At 39.9% G+C, this 14,677-nt stretch carries 12 protein-coding genes; 4 read left to right on the top strand and 8 right to left on the bottom strand.

Annotation, left to right across the window (positions count from 1 at the left end; translation table 11 throughout):
- Positions 1–40: 40 nt before the first annotated feature.
- Positions 41–289 (bottom strand): hypothetical protein, encoded by a 249-nt coding sequence (locus tag V6C11_RS07300; RefSeq protein ID WP_333530479.1) that lies wholly within the window; start codon positions 287–289, stop codon positions 41–43.
- Positions 290–446: 157 nt separating this feature from the next.
- Here V6C11_RS07300 and thrC point away from each other — a divergent pair, with 157 nt between their 5' ends.
- Positions 447–1,946, top strand: a complete 1,500-nt coding sequence (gene thrC, locus V6C11_RS07295) for a threonine synthase (RefSeq protein WP_333530478.1) — start codon at positions 447–449, stop codon at positions 1,944–1,946.
- Positions 1,947–2,034: 88 nt separating this feature from the next.
- Here the strand turns inward: thrC and V6C11_RS07290 are convergent, their stop codons facing one another.
- On the bottom strand, positions 2,035–3,690 hold the full coding sequence (locus V6C11_RS07290; RefSeq protein ID WP_333530477.1) for a Na/Pi cotransporter family protein: 1,656 nt from the start codon (positions 3,688–3,690) through the stop codon (positions 2,035–2,037).
- A gap of 323 nt (positions 3,691–4,013) precedes the next feature.
- Between V6C11_RS07290 and V6C11_RS07285 the strand changes: the two genes are divergently transcribed.
- From V6C11_RS07285 to ehuA, 3 genes are read left to right on the top strand one after another with little or no spacing between them, the layout of a single operon-like run.
- Positions 4,014–4,844, top strand: coding sequence for an amino acid ABC transporter substrate-binding protein (locus V6C11_RS07285; protein WP_333530476.1), 831 nt, complete (start codon positions 4,014–4,016; stop codon positions 4,842–4,844).
- A 24-nt stretch (positions 4,845–4,868) separates the two neighbouring features.
- Positions 4,869–5,540, top strand: a complete 672-nt coding sequence (locus V6C11_RS07280) for an amino acid ABC transporter permease (protein ID WP_333530475.1) — start codon at positions 4,869–4,871, stop codon at positions 5,538–5,540.
- Between the two features lie 11 nt (positions 5,541–5,551).
- Complete coding sequence (ehuA, locus tag V6C11_RS07275; RefSeq protein WP_333530474.1) at positions 5,552–6,343, top strand: ectoine/hydroxyectoine ABC transporter ATP-binding protein EhuA; 792 nt, start codon at positions 5,552–5,554, stop codon at positions 6,341–6,343.
- Positions 6,344–6,561: 218 nt separating this feature from the next.
- On the opposite strand, the gene V6C11_RS07270 is transcribed toward ehuA, so the two are convergent.
- From V6C11_RS07270 to V6C11_RS07245, 6 genes are read right to left on the bottom strand one after another with little or no spacing between them, the layout of a single operon-like run.
- A complete protein-coding gene (locus tag V6C11_RS07270) occupies positions 6,562–8,502 on the bottom strand; it encodes a hypothetical protein (RefSeq protein WP_333530473.1) in 1,941 nt (646 codons plus the stop codon).
- Entirely contained in the window at positions 8,502–10,100 is a 1,599-nt protein-coding gene (locus tag V6C11_RS07265) for an ATP-binding protein (protein ID WP_333530472.1), read from the bottom strand. Before V6C11_RS07265 ends, V6C11_RS07270 begins: the two co-directional genes overlap by 1 nt.
- A gap of 16 nt (positions 10,101–10,116) precedes the next feature.
- Positions 10,117–11,799, bottom strand: coding sequence for an ATP-binding protein (locus V6C11_RS07260; RefSeq protein ID WP_333530471.1), 1,683 nt, complete (start codon positions 11,797–11,799; stop codon positions 10,117–10,119).
- Positions 11,800–11,814: 15 nt separating this feature from the next.
- Positions 11,815–13,005 carry a hypothetical protein gene (locus tag V6C11_RS07255; RefSeq protein WP_333530470.1) on the bottom strand — a complete coding sequence of 397 codons (1,191 nt, stop codon included), beginning with the start codon at positions 13,003–13,005 and terminating at the stop codon, positions 11,815–11,817.
- On the bottom strand, positions 13,002–14,066 hold the full coding sequence (locus tag V6C11_RS07250) for a PDDEXK nuclease domain-containing protein (protein ID WP_333530469.1): 1,065 nt from the start codon (positions 14,064–14,066) through the stop codon (positions 13,002–13,004). The genes V6C11_RS07255 and V6C11_RS07250 overlap by 4 nt, the downstream gene beginning before the upstream one ends.
- 13 nt (positions 14,067–14,079) lie before the next feature.
- A complete protein-coding gene (locus tag V6C11_RS07245) occupies positions 14,080–14,301 on the bottom strand; it encodes a helix-turn-helix domain-containing protein (protein ID WP_333530468.1) in 222 nt (73 codons plus the stop codon).
- Positions 14,302–14,677: the final 376 nt, after the last annotated feature.

Genomic DNA, 14,677 nt, shown 5'->3' with positions numbered 1-14,677 from the left:
TAATTCAAAACATTCTTTGTATTATCTCAAAGCTATGTTTTTAGCTTTTTATTTGATTACGTATAAACCACTGAATTTTCTTCCAAAACCCTGTTATTTTTTGTTCCTGTGTTATTTCATTAACCAGCTCGGGATATAAGTTAATACCCGTTAATTCCCCTTTCCTTGCTTTTTCCAAGGCATCTTTATATTTGATTCTTGTTTTATCGTTAATAATAAAATTAACTATATTGCCCCCTTCATCCCGAAAGGCTTTGGTTATTTTATTAACCCGATTGTTTTGAATCACCCCAAAAACCTCCTTTAGCTATTATGATTATTTTCCCACCAGACAAATTTAAAAATGTGAAAATACATTATGTAAATAAAAGCATCTTTACTTGGTCCGTATTTTGGTGTTTAATGTATGTTATAACTACACATGTACACTGGTAGGAGGCAAATGTATGAACTACGAAAGCACCCGTGGTCAATCAGCCATTGTTTCAGCCGCTGAAGCAATAAAAAAAGGGATCGCCCCGGACGGGGGTTTATTTGTACCCACTGAGAAAATTTTTATCAACCTCGCAGAAATTCAGGATCTATGCTCCTTATCCTATCTTGAAAGGGCTGCCTACATCCTAAAGTATTTTTTAACGGATTTTACCAAGGAAGAACTGACAGAATGTGTAGAAAGGGCCTACGGTGGCGGAAACTTTTCCTCGCCGGAAATTGCCCCCGTTAAAAAACTAACCGATAATTCAACAGTTTTAGAGCTATGGCATGGGCCAACCTGTGCCTTCAAGGATATGGCGTTACAGATTCTTCCCCATTTTTTAGTTCGGTCCCTGAAAAAGACCGGCGAAACTGCTGAAATTGTTATTTTAGTGGCTACCTCGGGGGACACAGGCAAGGCCGCTTTAGAAGGATTTGCGGATGTTCCAGGCACAAAAATCATGGTCTTTTTCCCAGAAAAGGGTGTTAGTGCAGTACAAAAATTGCAAATGGTGACGCAGGTAGGAAATAATGTGCAGGTAGTGGGGGTTCAGGGAAATTTTGACGATGCCCAGAGCGGTGTTAAGCAAGTCTTCAGTGACCTAGGGTTTTCTGCGTTGCTGGCCGATCATAATTTCCAACTTTCTTCAGCCAATTCCATTAATTGGGGTCGTTTGGTGCCTCAGATTGTTTACTATTTCTCTGCCTATGCAGATCTGGTTAAGGGTGGCTCGATAAAAAATGGCGAACCCATAAATTTTGTCGTCCCCACCGGAAACTTTGGCAACATCCTGGCCGGCTATTACGCTAAATCAATGGGGCTGCCGATTAATCGTTTAATTTGTGCCTCAAATACAAATAATGTCCTGACGGACTTTATTAAAACGGGTACCTATAGCCGTAATCGGGAATTTTATAAAACAAATTCACCCTCTATGGATATATTGATTTCCAGCAACCTGGAACGTTTGTTATCTGAATTAACCGATCGCCAATCCGATAAAATCAGCCAATGGATGGCCGAACTGAAGAATACAGGGACCTATACGATTGATGCAGATTTGCTGAAGCTTGTTCAGGGTCACTTCTGGTCTGAATATGCCACCGATGAAGAAACCCTGGCTACCATTCGTAAAGTTTGGTTCGATCTTAATTATCTAATGGACACCCATACAGCAGTGGCTATGCATGTCCTGGAAAAATACCGTAATGCCACTGGCGATAACTCTTATACGGTGGTTGTTTCTACTGCCAGTCCCTTTAAGTTTAACGGTAGTGTAGCGAAAGCCATCCTCGATGAACAAACCGTTTCAGAAAAAAGTGAGTTTGAATTATTAAAAGAATTATCTTCCTATACAAATTGGCCTATTCCAGAGGGACTAAGGAATCTTGATCACCTCAAGGTACTTCACCAGAAAGTGATCGGTAAGGATGAAATCGGTAAAGCAGTCAAGGAGATATTACTCGGCTAAATAAAAACCCCCCGGCATCGCATTGAAGCCAGGGGGTTTTTATTTAGCCTTTTGGTTTTAGCGTTTGCTAACGACTAATGGCGAATGACTAGGGGCTAAACTGCAGGTTTTCTTTCTGCCAATGGCAGGGTAATTCATTGGTCAAAACCATGGTAATATTCTTTAAATGCTCACCTATCAGACCGTAGCAGTTTATTAATTCCATATGATCAAAGGTAGTTTCTTCTGTTTCACGGGCCCCTTCCTTTAGTCTGATAATATGGCTCATTCGCAAACGAAACTGAAAATCTACAATCTCTTCATAAAGAGTCTTTGCCTGTTCGGCTAAAGCACAATTGTTTGTGGCAAAGGAGGTGTTAACCAGTTGCAACAGGTGAACGATGCGATTGTTTAGGGATTGTATTTCTTGTAAGCCTTCCATCGAAAATCTCTTATTGTGAATGTTCATACTTTCTGCTTTACTAATCATGTTTTTCTCTACCACATCACCAATGAATTCATATTCCCTTATAATGGTGATCAAGCCCATGGCCTTTTTAAATTCGTCTTGGGTCAAACTATGTCTTAATAGCATGGTAAGATACCGATTGGCAGCAATGGACAGCACATCCACCTTTTCTTCTTTTTCAAGAATATTATCTGCTTTATCCTGGTTATAATTTGCTAATAAAGAAGCGGCTGATTTGATCATGTCAAGGACGTAATCCGATATAATCATAATTTCCTTCGTTGCCATACCCATGGCCAGGTCAGGACTGGAAAGCAAGTTTTCATCCAGATATTTAGGCTTAAGCTTACCCGTTGCATCCTTTTTATTGGGCAAAATCATTTCTAAAAAACGAGCTACATATTGAATGAAAGGCAAAAATAAAATTGCCAGCAGGATATTAAATAGGGTATGGGTATGGGCAACCTGGAAACCCGGGGAAGCAGTTATTTTTTGCATTAATTGAACGATATAACCAACTAAGGGAAAGGCTAAAAGTACCCCCATTGCTTTAAACAAAAGATGTGCCATGGCCACCCTTTGTGATTCACGGGAAGAACCAATACTCGATAAGATTGGCGTAAAGGTGGTCCCGATGTTAGCCCCTAAAAGCATATAGATAGCTGGCTTTATATCGATCATGTGCTGCATTGCTAAGAGCATAATGATCCCTATGGTGGCAGCACTGCTGGAGATTAAGAAGGTAAACACCGCTGCAACCATAATATCCAATAAGGGGTAATTACTAATTTGGGTAAGAATTTTAGCAACGGAAGGATCGTTTTTTAGTGGATACATGGTATCAGCCATCATTTTTAACCCTAAAAACAAAATACCAAAACCCATTAAAACTAAAGCGATCCGCTTTTTACGGCTGGATTTGGAAAACAAAAAAATAAAGGAGCCAAGAAAAATTACGGGTAACGCTATTTCGGTTGCCTTAAGGGCAATTAATTGGGCTGTTATGGTACTGCCAATATCTGCACCTAAAACCACGGCTAAGGTTTCCCGTAGGGTTAATATGGATGCGCTGGTTAAGCCAATCAACAAAACCGTGGTGGCCGTGCTGCTCTGAAATAATAAAGTCATAAAAGCACCTAACCCTAAGCCAACCAGTCTGTTTTTGGTCAGTAAAATCAAAATCTCCCGAAATCTTTTACCGGCCACTTTTTGTAAGTTATCCTTCATCAGTGACATACCATATAATAACAGGCCAACTCCGCCGATCATATTGAGCAGTGAATTTTGCCATTGCATAACCTTCACCTCAATTCTTACGCATAAGATAAATATTAATATACATAAGAATATGTAATAAATAGAATTAAAACAAGAGGTTTTTCTGTAGTTTTTCGTTTTTAGTTTTAAGTTTTAGCTATCTTGAAAAATGGCCGTGGCCCTTGATCCGCTATGCCATCCCTCGCTGTCGCTCAGGATGACAAAAGGTTTTCAAATCGACTAATGGCTACTTGATATATTTCTTTCTTATTTATTTATTCCATATTGACCTTTTCTCTTTAGTTAGTTAAAATATCAAAGTAATAGATTATTTAATACATAAGTGGGAGGAGAATTTTGCTGTGAAAAAGAGGAGTTTATGGTTATTAATCATGGTCCTGGCTTTGTCACTGGTGGCAGTAGGTTGTGGTGGCGGAAATAAAGAACAACCTCAGGCCCCTGCACAACAAGCAGAGAAAAACACCCTGGAACAAATTAAAGAAAAAGGCGTAATGATCGCTGGCTTGGATGACACCTTTGCTCCAATGGGCTATCGTGATGAAAACAATGATTTGGTTGGCTTTGATATTGATATGGGTGAAGAAATGGCTAAACGTCTAGGTGTTAAAATTGAGTGGCAGCCTACCCAGTGGGATGGTATCATCATGGCTTTAGACTCCAAGCGATTTGACATCATCCTTTCCGGTATGACTGTTACCGAAGAACGCCAAAAGGCCATTAATTTCTCTGTTCCCTATGTTGGTGACGGTCAAATTATGGTGGTTAAAAAAGGCACCACTGGTTTCAACACAGCGGCAGATTTAAAGGATAAGATTGTGGGAACCCAAGCAGGTAGTTCCGGTGAAGAAGCTGTTAATAAGGTGGAAGGCATTAAAGAAGTTAAACTGTATAAAACCTATCCCGAAGCCTTCACCGATCTGCAAATCGGACGTATTCCTGTGGTGATCTCAGACCGCATTACCGCCAGTCATTACATCAGCAAACGTGCTGATACCTACGAAATTGTAGGCGAACAAGTTACAAATGAGCCTTTAGCCATCGGTTTGCGCAAAGCAGATCCTGAGTTAAAAGAAGCCATAGACAATATCCTAAATGAAATGAAAGAGGACGGTACCTTAACCGAAATTTCCATGAAGTGGTTTAACAGGGATATTACTGTTCCGGTCCAATAAATAACTGGTTAGGTTGGTGACAACATGTTTTTAGGCCCACTGGACATAAACTTCATCATGAAAATTCTTCCCAATTTATTACTAGGTGCTGTAATGACAATTAAGTTAACCTTTTTTGCCATTACCCTTGGGACCCTAATCGGCTTGCTTGTCGCCTTAGCTAAAATCTCCAGCTTTAAGGTATTAAGATGGTTTGGGGGGCTATACACCTGGGTTATCAGGGGTATCCCCCTCCTCCTTCAATTAATGTTTTTATATTACGGTCTACCCTTTATGGGACTTACCCTCAATGAGTTTACCGTGGCAGTAATCGGCATGTCTATTTGCGGCGGTGCCTATATGGCAGAAATTATCCGGGCTGGTATCCAATCCATCGACAAAGGCCAAATGGAAGCCGCCCTTTCCATGGGAATGACTTACCCACAAGCTATGCGACGGATCATACTGCCTCAGGCATATAAAAGGCTGCTTCCTCCCATGGGCAACGAATTCATTACTCTCATGAAAGACAGTTCTCTCGTTTCAGTAATCTGTATGACCGAATTATTAAGGGCAGCAAACCTACTGCAGAATGCCACTTTCCGTCCCATTGAGATTTATGTTTCTGCGGGAATCCTATACTTAATGATGACAACATTTTTTACCATGGTGGTAAACCGTCTGGAGAAAAGGCTAGCGGTTTCGGAAGGTAATTAGGAGGGGTAGAAATGATCAAGGTACAAAACATAATCAAAGATTTTGGTAAACTAAAAGTACTAAAGGGTATTAATCTGGAAGTTAAACAAGGTGAAGTGGTGGTCATTATTGGACCCAGTGGCTCCGGAAAAAGTACCTTTCTACGCTGCCTAAACCATCTGGAGGCCATCAATAGCGGTAACATTTTCTTCGAAAATCAGCCAGTTGGTTTTAATCAAACACCAGAAGGTAAAATAGTTCCGATTAAGGGAAAAGAATTATGTCAATTACGCAGTCAAATGGGTATGGTTTTTCAAAGATTTAACCTCTTCCCCCATATGACCGCCCTCAGCAATGTGATGGAGGGACCTCTAACGGTACTGGGTAAAGCAAAACCTGAGGCCCGTGACCTAGCCCTTGAGCTCTTAAGTAAGGTGGGCTTATCCAATAAGGCAGACAACTTCCCTAGCCAACTTTCCGGTGGTCAACAACAGCGGGTTGCAATCGCCCGTGCCCTGGCCATGCAACCTAAGTTGATGCTCTTTGACGAACCTACCAGTGCCTTGGATCCAGAGTTGGTTGGTGAAGTTCTCTCAGTTATTAAAAAATTGGCCACTGAGGGTATGACCATGCTTATTGTTACACACGAAATGGCCTTTGCCCGCGAAGTCGCTGACCGTGTTATTTTTATGGACGAAGGAAAAATTGTTGAGATGGGCAGCCCAGATCAGATTTTTACTACTCCACGTCACCCTAGAACGAGAGAGTTCCTAAGCAGTGTATTAAGAGGATATGAAAAAATTCCCTATCCCCAAGTGGGCTAGGGATATCAAAAACAGATGTTTTTAAGTATCACATTCGATAAGTATCGTCATTTAAAACCCTTGAAAATCAAGGGATGATCTTCATAGGGATATGATGTGAACCCCCTATGGCAAACAGATACGGAAAAGCATAGCCGGACAGGAATTTTTCCTGTCCGGCTGCTGTTATTAAGCTATCACAATATTTATCCAAATCTGTATCTTGAGCTGATGAACAGTTAGAGGCTTTGCTCGTATCGCTTTATACGGTAATATTGGAGGACTTTATTGACATCCGAATCATTGGTAGAAATCCTTTCTTCGGTAAATATATTGTCACAAATTATCCTCTCAGCCTGCTTTTTTTGTTCTGGGGTTAACACACTGAACTTTCTACGCCATTCGTCAGTCATATTGCCATAACGCTCAACATCTTCAGCCTTAAGTTTTTTTGTTCCACCATTTGCTAAATAGGCTTCGTAAGCTTTACGGTCAAACTTATATCTCTCAATGATAAACGCCTCTGGCATAAGAAGTATTTCGTGAAACTGTTCGAGAGTTTTTCCAAATGCTGCCTCAAAAAAATTTTTACCACGTCCTATTTTTCCATGTGTAGAGTTTAGTACAGCTTGTATCGCACGAATAAACTTTCTGTTCCATGCTGTTCCTGTGAAGTTCCGATTGTCAAAATAATCAGGATCATCAATCGGGTGATATTTCATCGGGAACGAGTAAATATTGACCTTCAAATCCTCACAGAGATTTATATTCATCCGTAAGCGCAGGTATAACTCGTCCGGGGTATCATCATCTGTGTTGTAAAGCAGGTAATTGGACAAATTGCGTATGCCATATTTTGCTGCGAGTTTAACAGCATCCTCATATACTTCCCTCATTGGTCGACTGTTTGGTTTCTGTGGATCAACACCCCAATGGTCGAACGCAATGCGTAGCGGACGAATGTTTACCTCTGCAAGCTTCTTCATTTTTTCATCTGTCATTAGTCGGGCATCAACACCTTGGTTGAAATCAATGTAGCGGGCACGTCCACGACTTGTACTTAGTTTGCTAAAAATATATTTTTCATATAATGCTGCAAATGTTCGATCGAATTCTAAAACAGATGTTGCTGTCGCCGTGTCGACATAGAGAAGGCCTAATGCCTCACGAGAGTTATAAAACTCTCCTTGTTCAGTTTCGGACAGCTTTTCCGATACACTATCATAGAATTTTATTGCTTTTCGAACATAAGCCTTTTCATTGTAATTGTTGCGAATATTTTCAATGGCTATTGTATATTCATTAGGGGGATTATACATTGCGCCCACACCAAAACCCAGTTCCTTTATTTCGTCAATAATTTGATTAAATGAACGTGATGCGAATACATTATTGTCGAGCAGTAGCAAATCTTTCTGTTCTCCGAATCTCTGGATTGTTTGTTCAATTTGTCCTTCTATGCTAATACGCTGGCAGTATTTTGGTTCAAGCCTTGGAACAGCACAAAAAGAGCAGCGATTAACACAGCCTCGTGTCATATAATCGAAATAGGCATTACTTGCGGGATATTTATAATCAATTTCTTCAAGTATAGAGTAGTCCAGTGGCAGCTCATCAATGATGACCTCGCTGTCTGAGTCTATCTGTCCGGGCCTGTCAAGCAGTGCACCACCTCTGTCATTGATATACGGCCTTATGCCTGTTGCCTTTTCTATTTCGTTAGACAATATAGTCGAAGCAATACCCCCGACAATAATTCTTCCGTCTTCGAAAACAAATTTTTTTGCAGCATTTATTGTATCAACAGTTTCTTTCCAATAAAATGTGAAAAGTGTAGTAATGCCTACTATATCAAATTTAGGGTAATCCTTCGCTTTATACCTCGCTCTTGCATTGCGAAGGCCCTGCTCTCCCGAAAACTCAGGAATGGCTCTTAAAGGAGCAAGCTTGCCCGTCTTAATATGTTGACGCATTAGGTTGGTATACTCACCGAGAGTAATATCATAGGATTCTGCCCAAAATTCTTCAAATAGCAATTCGACTGCCAAGTCACGCATATCACCTTTAAAAAAACGCACTTCATCACCATGGCTACGAAAGTATGTTGCAAGCTTCATTAGTCCCATAGGAGGGTATTTATTCTTATAATTAGGTTCAATCAGTAGCACTTTCCGCGGCATTATAGAAGCTCCTCCTCAATCCTCGTAATAATTGCTTGAGCAGTAGGAGCATCGGCAATTCGTTTGATAATTTTACATATTTCACTCATTGATACAAGTTTTTCCTCTTTTTTTCTGGATGTTGCAGGAGGTTCAGCTACAATTGATGTAGATACAGCTTTCGGAAGTGCTTTGGGGGGCGTGTAGGTTGTTTTAGGTAATGTAACCTGTTTAGGTTGCTTTGCACGCTTTTCATCATTAGCTTTAATAATTTCGCTGACAACAACCTCTACCGTTCCAAATTCATTCGCATCAAGTTTTGCCTCAGTTTTTTCGCGAATTTTTGCCAACTCTTGTGTGGCATTATGTGCGTCCCTTTCTGCACGTTTCAACTTAGCTTTCTGCTCATTAGAAGCATCCCCACCAGAAGCCAATAGTGTAGAAATCTCAGCTTTTATCTGTTTAGCTTTTTCAATTTTATCATATTTGCTGTTTATATTTGATCCTGCCTTGTAAATGCGGCTCAAATCCTCGTTGAAAAAACTCGATAATAAGCGTTCAAATTCCAATCGAGCCTTATTCTCATTGAAGTAATCACGTTGAGAATTGGGAATGAGATCTTTTGCAATAGCAAATACTTCGCCTATAAAATAATTCTGTCCCCTATCCTCCTTAAACAGTTTTTGGAGCGAATCATCACTTCCAATTTGAATATTCTGAGTACGCAGACGTATTCCGCGCATTTGATTGTGTTTTTTTAGTACGCCCTGAAACCGCGATATACCAAACCACAACCATGCTATAAGATTTCCATCATCATCTCTAAAATCCTTAAAATCCACATCAGTAATACTGTCCTCGCCTTTGCTCGTTGTAAAAGATGGTGTATATTTCTTCAAAATGTGCTCTCCGTTGACAGACACATTGTACTCTTGAATAGGTTGACCTACAACTTCTGCGTGTTTATGTATGGTACTTCTAAATCGAAATACGGTTGAATATCCCACAGGAGCCACAAAGGACAAATAATCTTTGACTTGCTGTAATGAACACAGCTCGGTATGAACATCACGGATTTCAAACAATTCAACTTTGAAATAGTGCTTGTCTATAGCTTTTGTTTTATTCTGAGTGAATTTCACTGTTTCTGCAAGCACCTCATCAACTGTATAATGCGCCTTATGAGAGTTATGCTCGTCCATCATTTGTCGCATTTTTTCAGCATTGCATGTCATAACAGAATCCACATTTTCACCTTCAGCTTTCGATGTGAAAACAAGTGTTTTGCAATAACCTAATCCACACCAGTGACCTATGCCACGGAATCCTTTATCTTCACCAAGTGTTTTGGATGATTCACCAATACTATACAATGTCTTTCTAAAAACAGACGCACTAATACCGGTGGCATTATCCTCAATACAGACAGAGCGATTGATATCATTAATCCACAATTCTACCTGCCCCTCGTTTTCGGTGAGTAGACCGTTTCTGACAGCAATATCTATTTGGTCGCACGAGTTTTGAATGTACTCACGAAAGATAACTCTTGAATCACGGTACATACCCGTAGTAAGTATCTCGAGGATATTAACCCCAATAATCACATTGTCTTGCATAATAATGCTCTCCTAACTATTTAAATTGCTTATATATTGGGCGCGGGAAATGAATTTTAAGCAATGAACGAAATATAGGGTTCTGAATTAAATAATCGCCTTGCTCCAGCCTCGTTAGCATATTCTTATATGTTCCCGGTAGACTGCTATAGTCTTTTGTTGCAGTCTCTATGGAGTTTGTACGTCCATAGGCATGCGTTGAACAATTGCCCGTCACGCGGTCAACAATATTTGACCGAAATTGCTCAGCAGCAAACAACACAATACCAAGTGAACGCCCACGTTCAGTTACTTCAAGGATTTGCCGCAATATCGGCGAGCCTTTTGGGATATCCTTTGAAGCATATTTGTTCAACTCATCAATAAAAATTATAAGCCTTGATGGTGGGGCAACACCATCTTCGCCGTCATATTCACCAAGCTTTAAATTATATAGCGTTCTCATCGTATCCCCAAATACAAATGCTTGCTTATCCTCTGGAAGCTTCGCAATATCAATCACACAAACTTCATTAGGCTTAATAGTTTTTAAGGCATCACCTAATCGACATTCGTGCTTTTGACTGTCTGCCCGGTTTGCAAACATATCATCCTGAATAGCTTTGCGGAACACACGCTTAAATTTTCTCCAACTCAATACAGAGATGTCCTCTCCCTTGCCTCCAGAGCCCTTCTGTGATTTTTCGGCTACCTTCTCCATACAATCCGCCCAAGTTGCAAGATTTCGGAAATCAGGGTCATCATCATCAATAATCTTGCTGATAATTGACTCCATGGTTTGCTGAGGATCATCAGTATTTGCAAACATCATCTCAATGCTTTCCTTGTCGTCCTCATAAACATACTTGAACTTGCGCAATATATCGGTATTAATATAATCATCTATGTCGTCGGGATCAAGGTAAGTGCTTCGCTTCGCTGATGTAGCTTCTGAAAACGGAATAAAATATCTAACTTTCTTAAATGGATCAGTAGTTAATCCCATCTCGGCATAATCAGCAAGAGTTTTATCATGCAACTTGGTGTTCCCATCAAACTCATTGGGCTTATGTATTGCCATCAAGTCCCTACCCTTAACATTAAATATTACAAATGCAACACTGTCATCGGTATTGGAGCTTGACAAATACTGATCTTGTATTGCTTTCATAAGAAACATCGCATAGGAGGTTTTTGACGCAAGTCCCGATATACCAGATATATTAAGGTGCGCTCCTTCCGGACCAAGAAGGAATTTTGAGTTGAGATGAACCGGTAGGTTAATCTCATCCGGAGTTCCCTCATACATCTTTAATGAGCCACAGACAAGAGGATTGTCAACATCTTTTAGTCCCAATGCAAAAGTTACCTCTTCTTTTGTAGCAAGATAAACTTCTGCGTTATTATGTACGGGCGTATACAGATAGCAATCATTAAAAGATACCTTTGCCTCCGCATAATTCATTCCTACACGGAAAGTCTGTTCCTCAACGCTTACGTCTCCGAAGTCGCTTGATATGAAATTGGTAAGAAAGCTCGTAGCATCTGTAATATGCGAGATATTCTCAATTACACCGAATGTAAATGAACCGTCAAGATGCTTGACCTTAACTATATCAAAAGCATTTAGCTTTTCATTCTGTTCTGTCCAAAAAGAAAATTTATCCATTGTCGTCGGATTTTTTTCAGTAGCGAGCACACGCCCTATCAGTCTATTCATTCGTCGTTCCTCCTCTTAAAATAAATGTAGAAAACTTTCGGTGCTTAGATAATGAGATTTTACATATCTCTCTGTCAAATAGATTGGGTACAAATGGTTTGCCCACCGCATATCTGAGCCATAGCACACAGGATTTCGCTCATTAATAATATGAGCGGAAATCAAATCAACAAGGTCGCTGTCCATACCATTAGCCACTTCACCACTTGTCACAAGAATCTTTTCAACTTTGACGATACCATCAAAAGGTGTTCGTGTCCGTGCTTGGTCACGTACACGGATATACCACACCGCAAATCCGATATCCCCCAAGAAATCTGGATCAGTGAAGTATGCTACCGGAGTCCTGTGATAAGGGGGAAGTTTAGCGATAAATCCTGGATTCGGCTTATCGCCCAGCACAAGACATACTTCAGGATTAAACTTCTTTGACACACCGATTACATAGTCATAATTATTTTTAAATTTTTGATACTCACGTTCATTATTGCGCATAGCCTTACTGGGACGGTATTCCAGTGAACCGTCTTTAACGAGAAAATTCGTGTCGTTTAATTTTTTTTCGCTTACAAGATTTGCTACCATTTTTTGCTCGTTTTCCATCATGCGATTCTGAATCTGCGCTGTACCCTTATCATTGTATTCTCTTTCTTCTTTTGCAGATTTATAGGAAAGTATAGTAGAAAACTTCCATCCACTACTACTAATTCGAGCAAGCTCAGTACCTGCATTCAATTTTTGTGCAGTAGCAGTTAAAAAGCCTTGTTTTTTTCCACTTGATTGTGCAATATCTGGCATTGCAACAACAATTTCACGTTCAAATTTCTCGCAATACATTCGTTTATTCTCACGGCGGCAGCATCCAATACCAATTTGACCCGCAATAATTGGGTAGATAGCAGTGCGGTTTCCAGACTTTTCAAATCCCATATCATCAACCTTATAAACATGGCGGGAGCCATCCAGAAAATAAGTGAATAACTGCTCTCCTCCTCGAATTTGATGACTCAATTCGACCAAAGAAACATATGCCCTAATATCTTTAGTTTCTCCACGCCTCTTCCACTGTATTGACTTACTTGCTTCTCCGTATTCAACAGGGGATCGTTCTGAATCATCAAGGCTATACTTGTGAGATTTATAACTGTGTCCTCCAGTTTCACGCTCTAATATCTCCATAATGCGAGAGTGTTTTATTGCATTCATCTGCCCGCCTCCTCATCCAACTCTTTTTTGCGTTCGATAATCTCCCACTCGCGTTTCAGTTCGTGTGTTAGCTCTTCCTCAGTAGGAAGGTACAGCATATATTTTGAGGCAAACAGATTTTTATTATCAGACAGCACCGAGTATTTTGCCATCGTATCATTTTTGTCAGTGCATAGAACAATACCGATAGTTGGATTATCCTCTGGCAATTTCACCTTATCTTCAAAGTAACGCACATAGAAATCAATTTGTCCGACATCTTGATAAGTCAGCTTCCCTGCTTTAAGGTCTATGACCACAAAACACTTTAAAATGTAGTTATAAAAAACAAGGTCAACATAATAATGATCTCCCTCAATGGTTATCCGTTTTTGACGGGCTACAAAGGAAAAGCCTTTGCCAAGTTCAAGCAGGAATTCCTGTAGCTTGTCAATTAAAGCCTGCTCCAAATCACTCTCGTGATAATCGCGGTTTTCTTTTAAATCCAAGAATTCCAAAATGTAGGGGTCCTTCAGGACATAATCTGGTGAGCTTTTTGGCTCAAGCGAGTGAATTTCATTTTTTACACTTTTTATCCCGCTTTTTTGTGTTGCAAGCAAGCGTTCGTAAAGAAACGAATTGATTTGTCTCTCTAATTGACGAACACTCCAAGCTGATTCCGCACATTCCCGCCCATAAAACTCACGGCGTGACTCGTCCTTAAGCTTCATAAGCAATCGATAATGCGACCAACTCAATTCGTGCCACAGCGTGGCACGATTCGAAAACATTTTGAAAAATTGACGCATTCGGCGTAAACTGCTTTCATTGAAACCTTTACCAAACTCTGTAGTTAACTGTTCAGCTAAAGATTTTAGCATTCCTTTCCCATATTCAGCGCGCTGACCAACTGCTTCGTCAATCTGTTGCCCAATTTCCCAATAAGCTTCTACCATAGCGGAATTGACAGCAGAATAGGCTTTTGAGCGTGCTTTCATAAGAGTATTGCGAACTCCTTGATAAAGATTGGTATCTATCTCATCCATTGGCTTGGAGTTGGTTGGGTCATTAGATTTATTCACTATAATCACCCTCCTATTCTTTTGACTTGTTTTGACTTTTGTCAATTTCCATTATGTCGGCAAAATCGCAATCAAGAGCATTACAAATTTTCAGCAACACATCAGTTGTAATATTTTGACCCTTGGTAAGTTTTGCTATTGCTGTAGTGCTGATATTTGCAGCAAGTCTCAAATCTGTTTTGTTCATCTTTTTATCAATAAGTAATTTCCATAACTTATTATAACTAACGGTCATCGACGCACCTCCGTCCAAACTTATCAAGCAATAACATATTATAGTAAATTTCATTCTGATTTTCAATAAAAATTTGATTATCTCGCATTTTTTATTTGAAATTGAGTGCCAATTTGATTTGCGTGACTTCTTAAGTTTTGAAATTGGAAATAATGACACACATCAAGATGCAGCGACATTTGTTCAAAGCTGCAAAAGCTGCTTCGTGAAGGGCGGAATCTTATTTTAGCGGGCAACCCTGGGACAGGGAATTATGCAAAGTGTTTCGTTATGCAAAGTCGTAGTCGGTAATCAGCGATAATTTAATGATTACAGTTTCTACGACTTTACATATTAATTAGTTTTAGTTATTGCAAAGTGCCTGTAACCAGCTCAT

This window comes from Desulfotomaculum sp. 1211_IL3151, from assembly GCF_036763075.1.
Classification (GTDB): domain Bacteria; phylum Bacillota; class Desulfotomaculia; order Desulfotomaculales; family Desulfotomaculaceae; genus Desulfotomaculum.
Note: the sequence above shows the minus strand (reverse complement) of the source record. Positions and strands in the feature narration are given on the sequence as shown.

Bases quoted from the DNA above. Each gene is read 5' to 3' on its own strand.
- V6C11_RS07265 (WP_333530472.1), bottom strand. From the start codon at position 10,100: ATGCAAGACAATGTGATTATTGGGGTTAATATCCTCGAGATACTTACT.
- ehuA (WP_333530474.1), top strand. From the start codon at position 5,552: ATGATCAAGGTACAAAACATAATCAAAGATTTTGGTAAACTAAAAGTA.
- V6C11_RS07290 (WP_333530477.1), bottom strand. From the start codon at position 3,690: ATGCAATGGCAAAATTCACTGCTCAATATGATCGGCGGAGTTGGCCTG.
- V6C11_RS07245 (WP_333530468.1), bottom strand. From the start codon at position 14,301: ATGACCGTTAGTTATAATAAGTTATGGAAATTACTTATTGATAAAAAG.
- V6C11_RS07255 (WP_333530470.1), bottom strand. From the start codon at position 13,005: ATGAATGCAATAAAACACTCTCGCATTATGGAGATATTAGAGCGTGAA.
- thrC (WP_333530478.1), top strand. From the start codon at position 447: ATGAACTACGAAAGCACCCGTGGTCAATCAGCCATTGTTTCAGCCGCT.
- V6C11_RS07260 (WP_333530471.1), bottom strand. From the start codon at position 11,799: ATGAATAGACTGATAGGGCGTGTGCTCGCTACTGAAAAAAATCCGACG.
- V6C11_RS07280 (WP_333530475.1), top strand. From the start codon at position 4,869: ATGTTTTTAGGCCCACTGGACATAAACTTCATCATGAAAATTCTTCCC.
- V6C11_RS07270 (WP_333530473.1), bottom strand. From the start codon at position 8,502: ATGCCGCGGAAAGTGCTACTGATTGAACCTAATTATAAGAATAAATAC.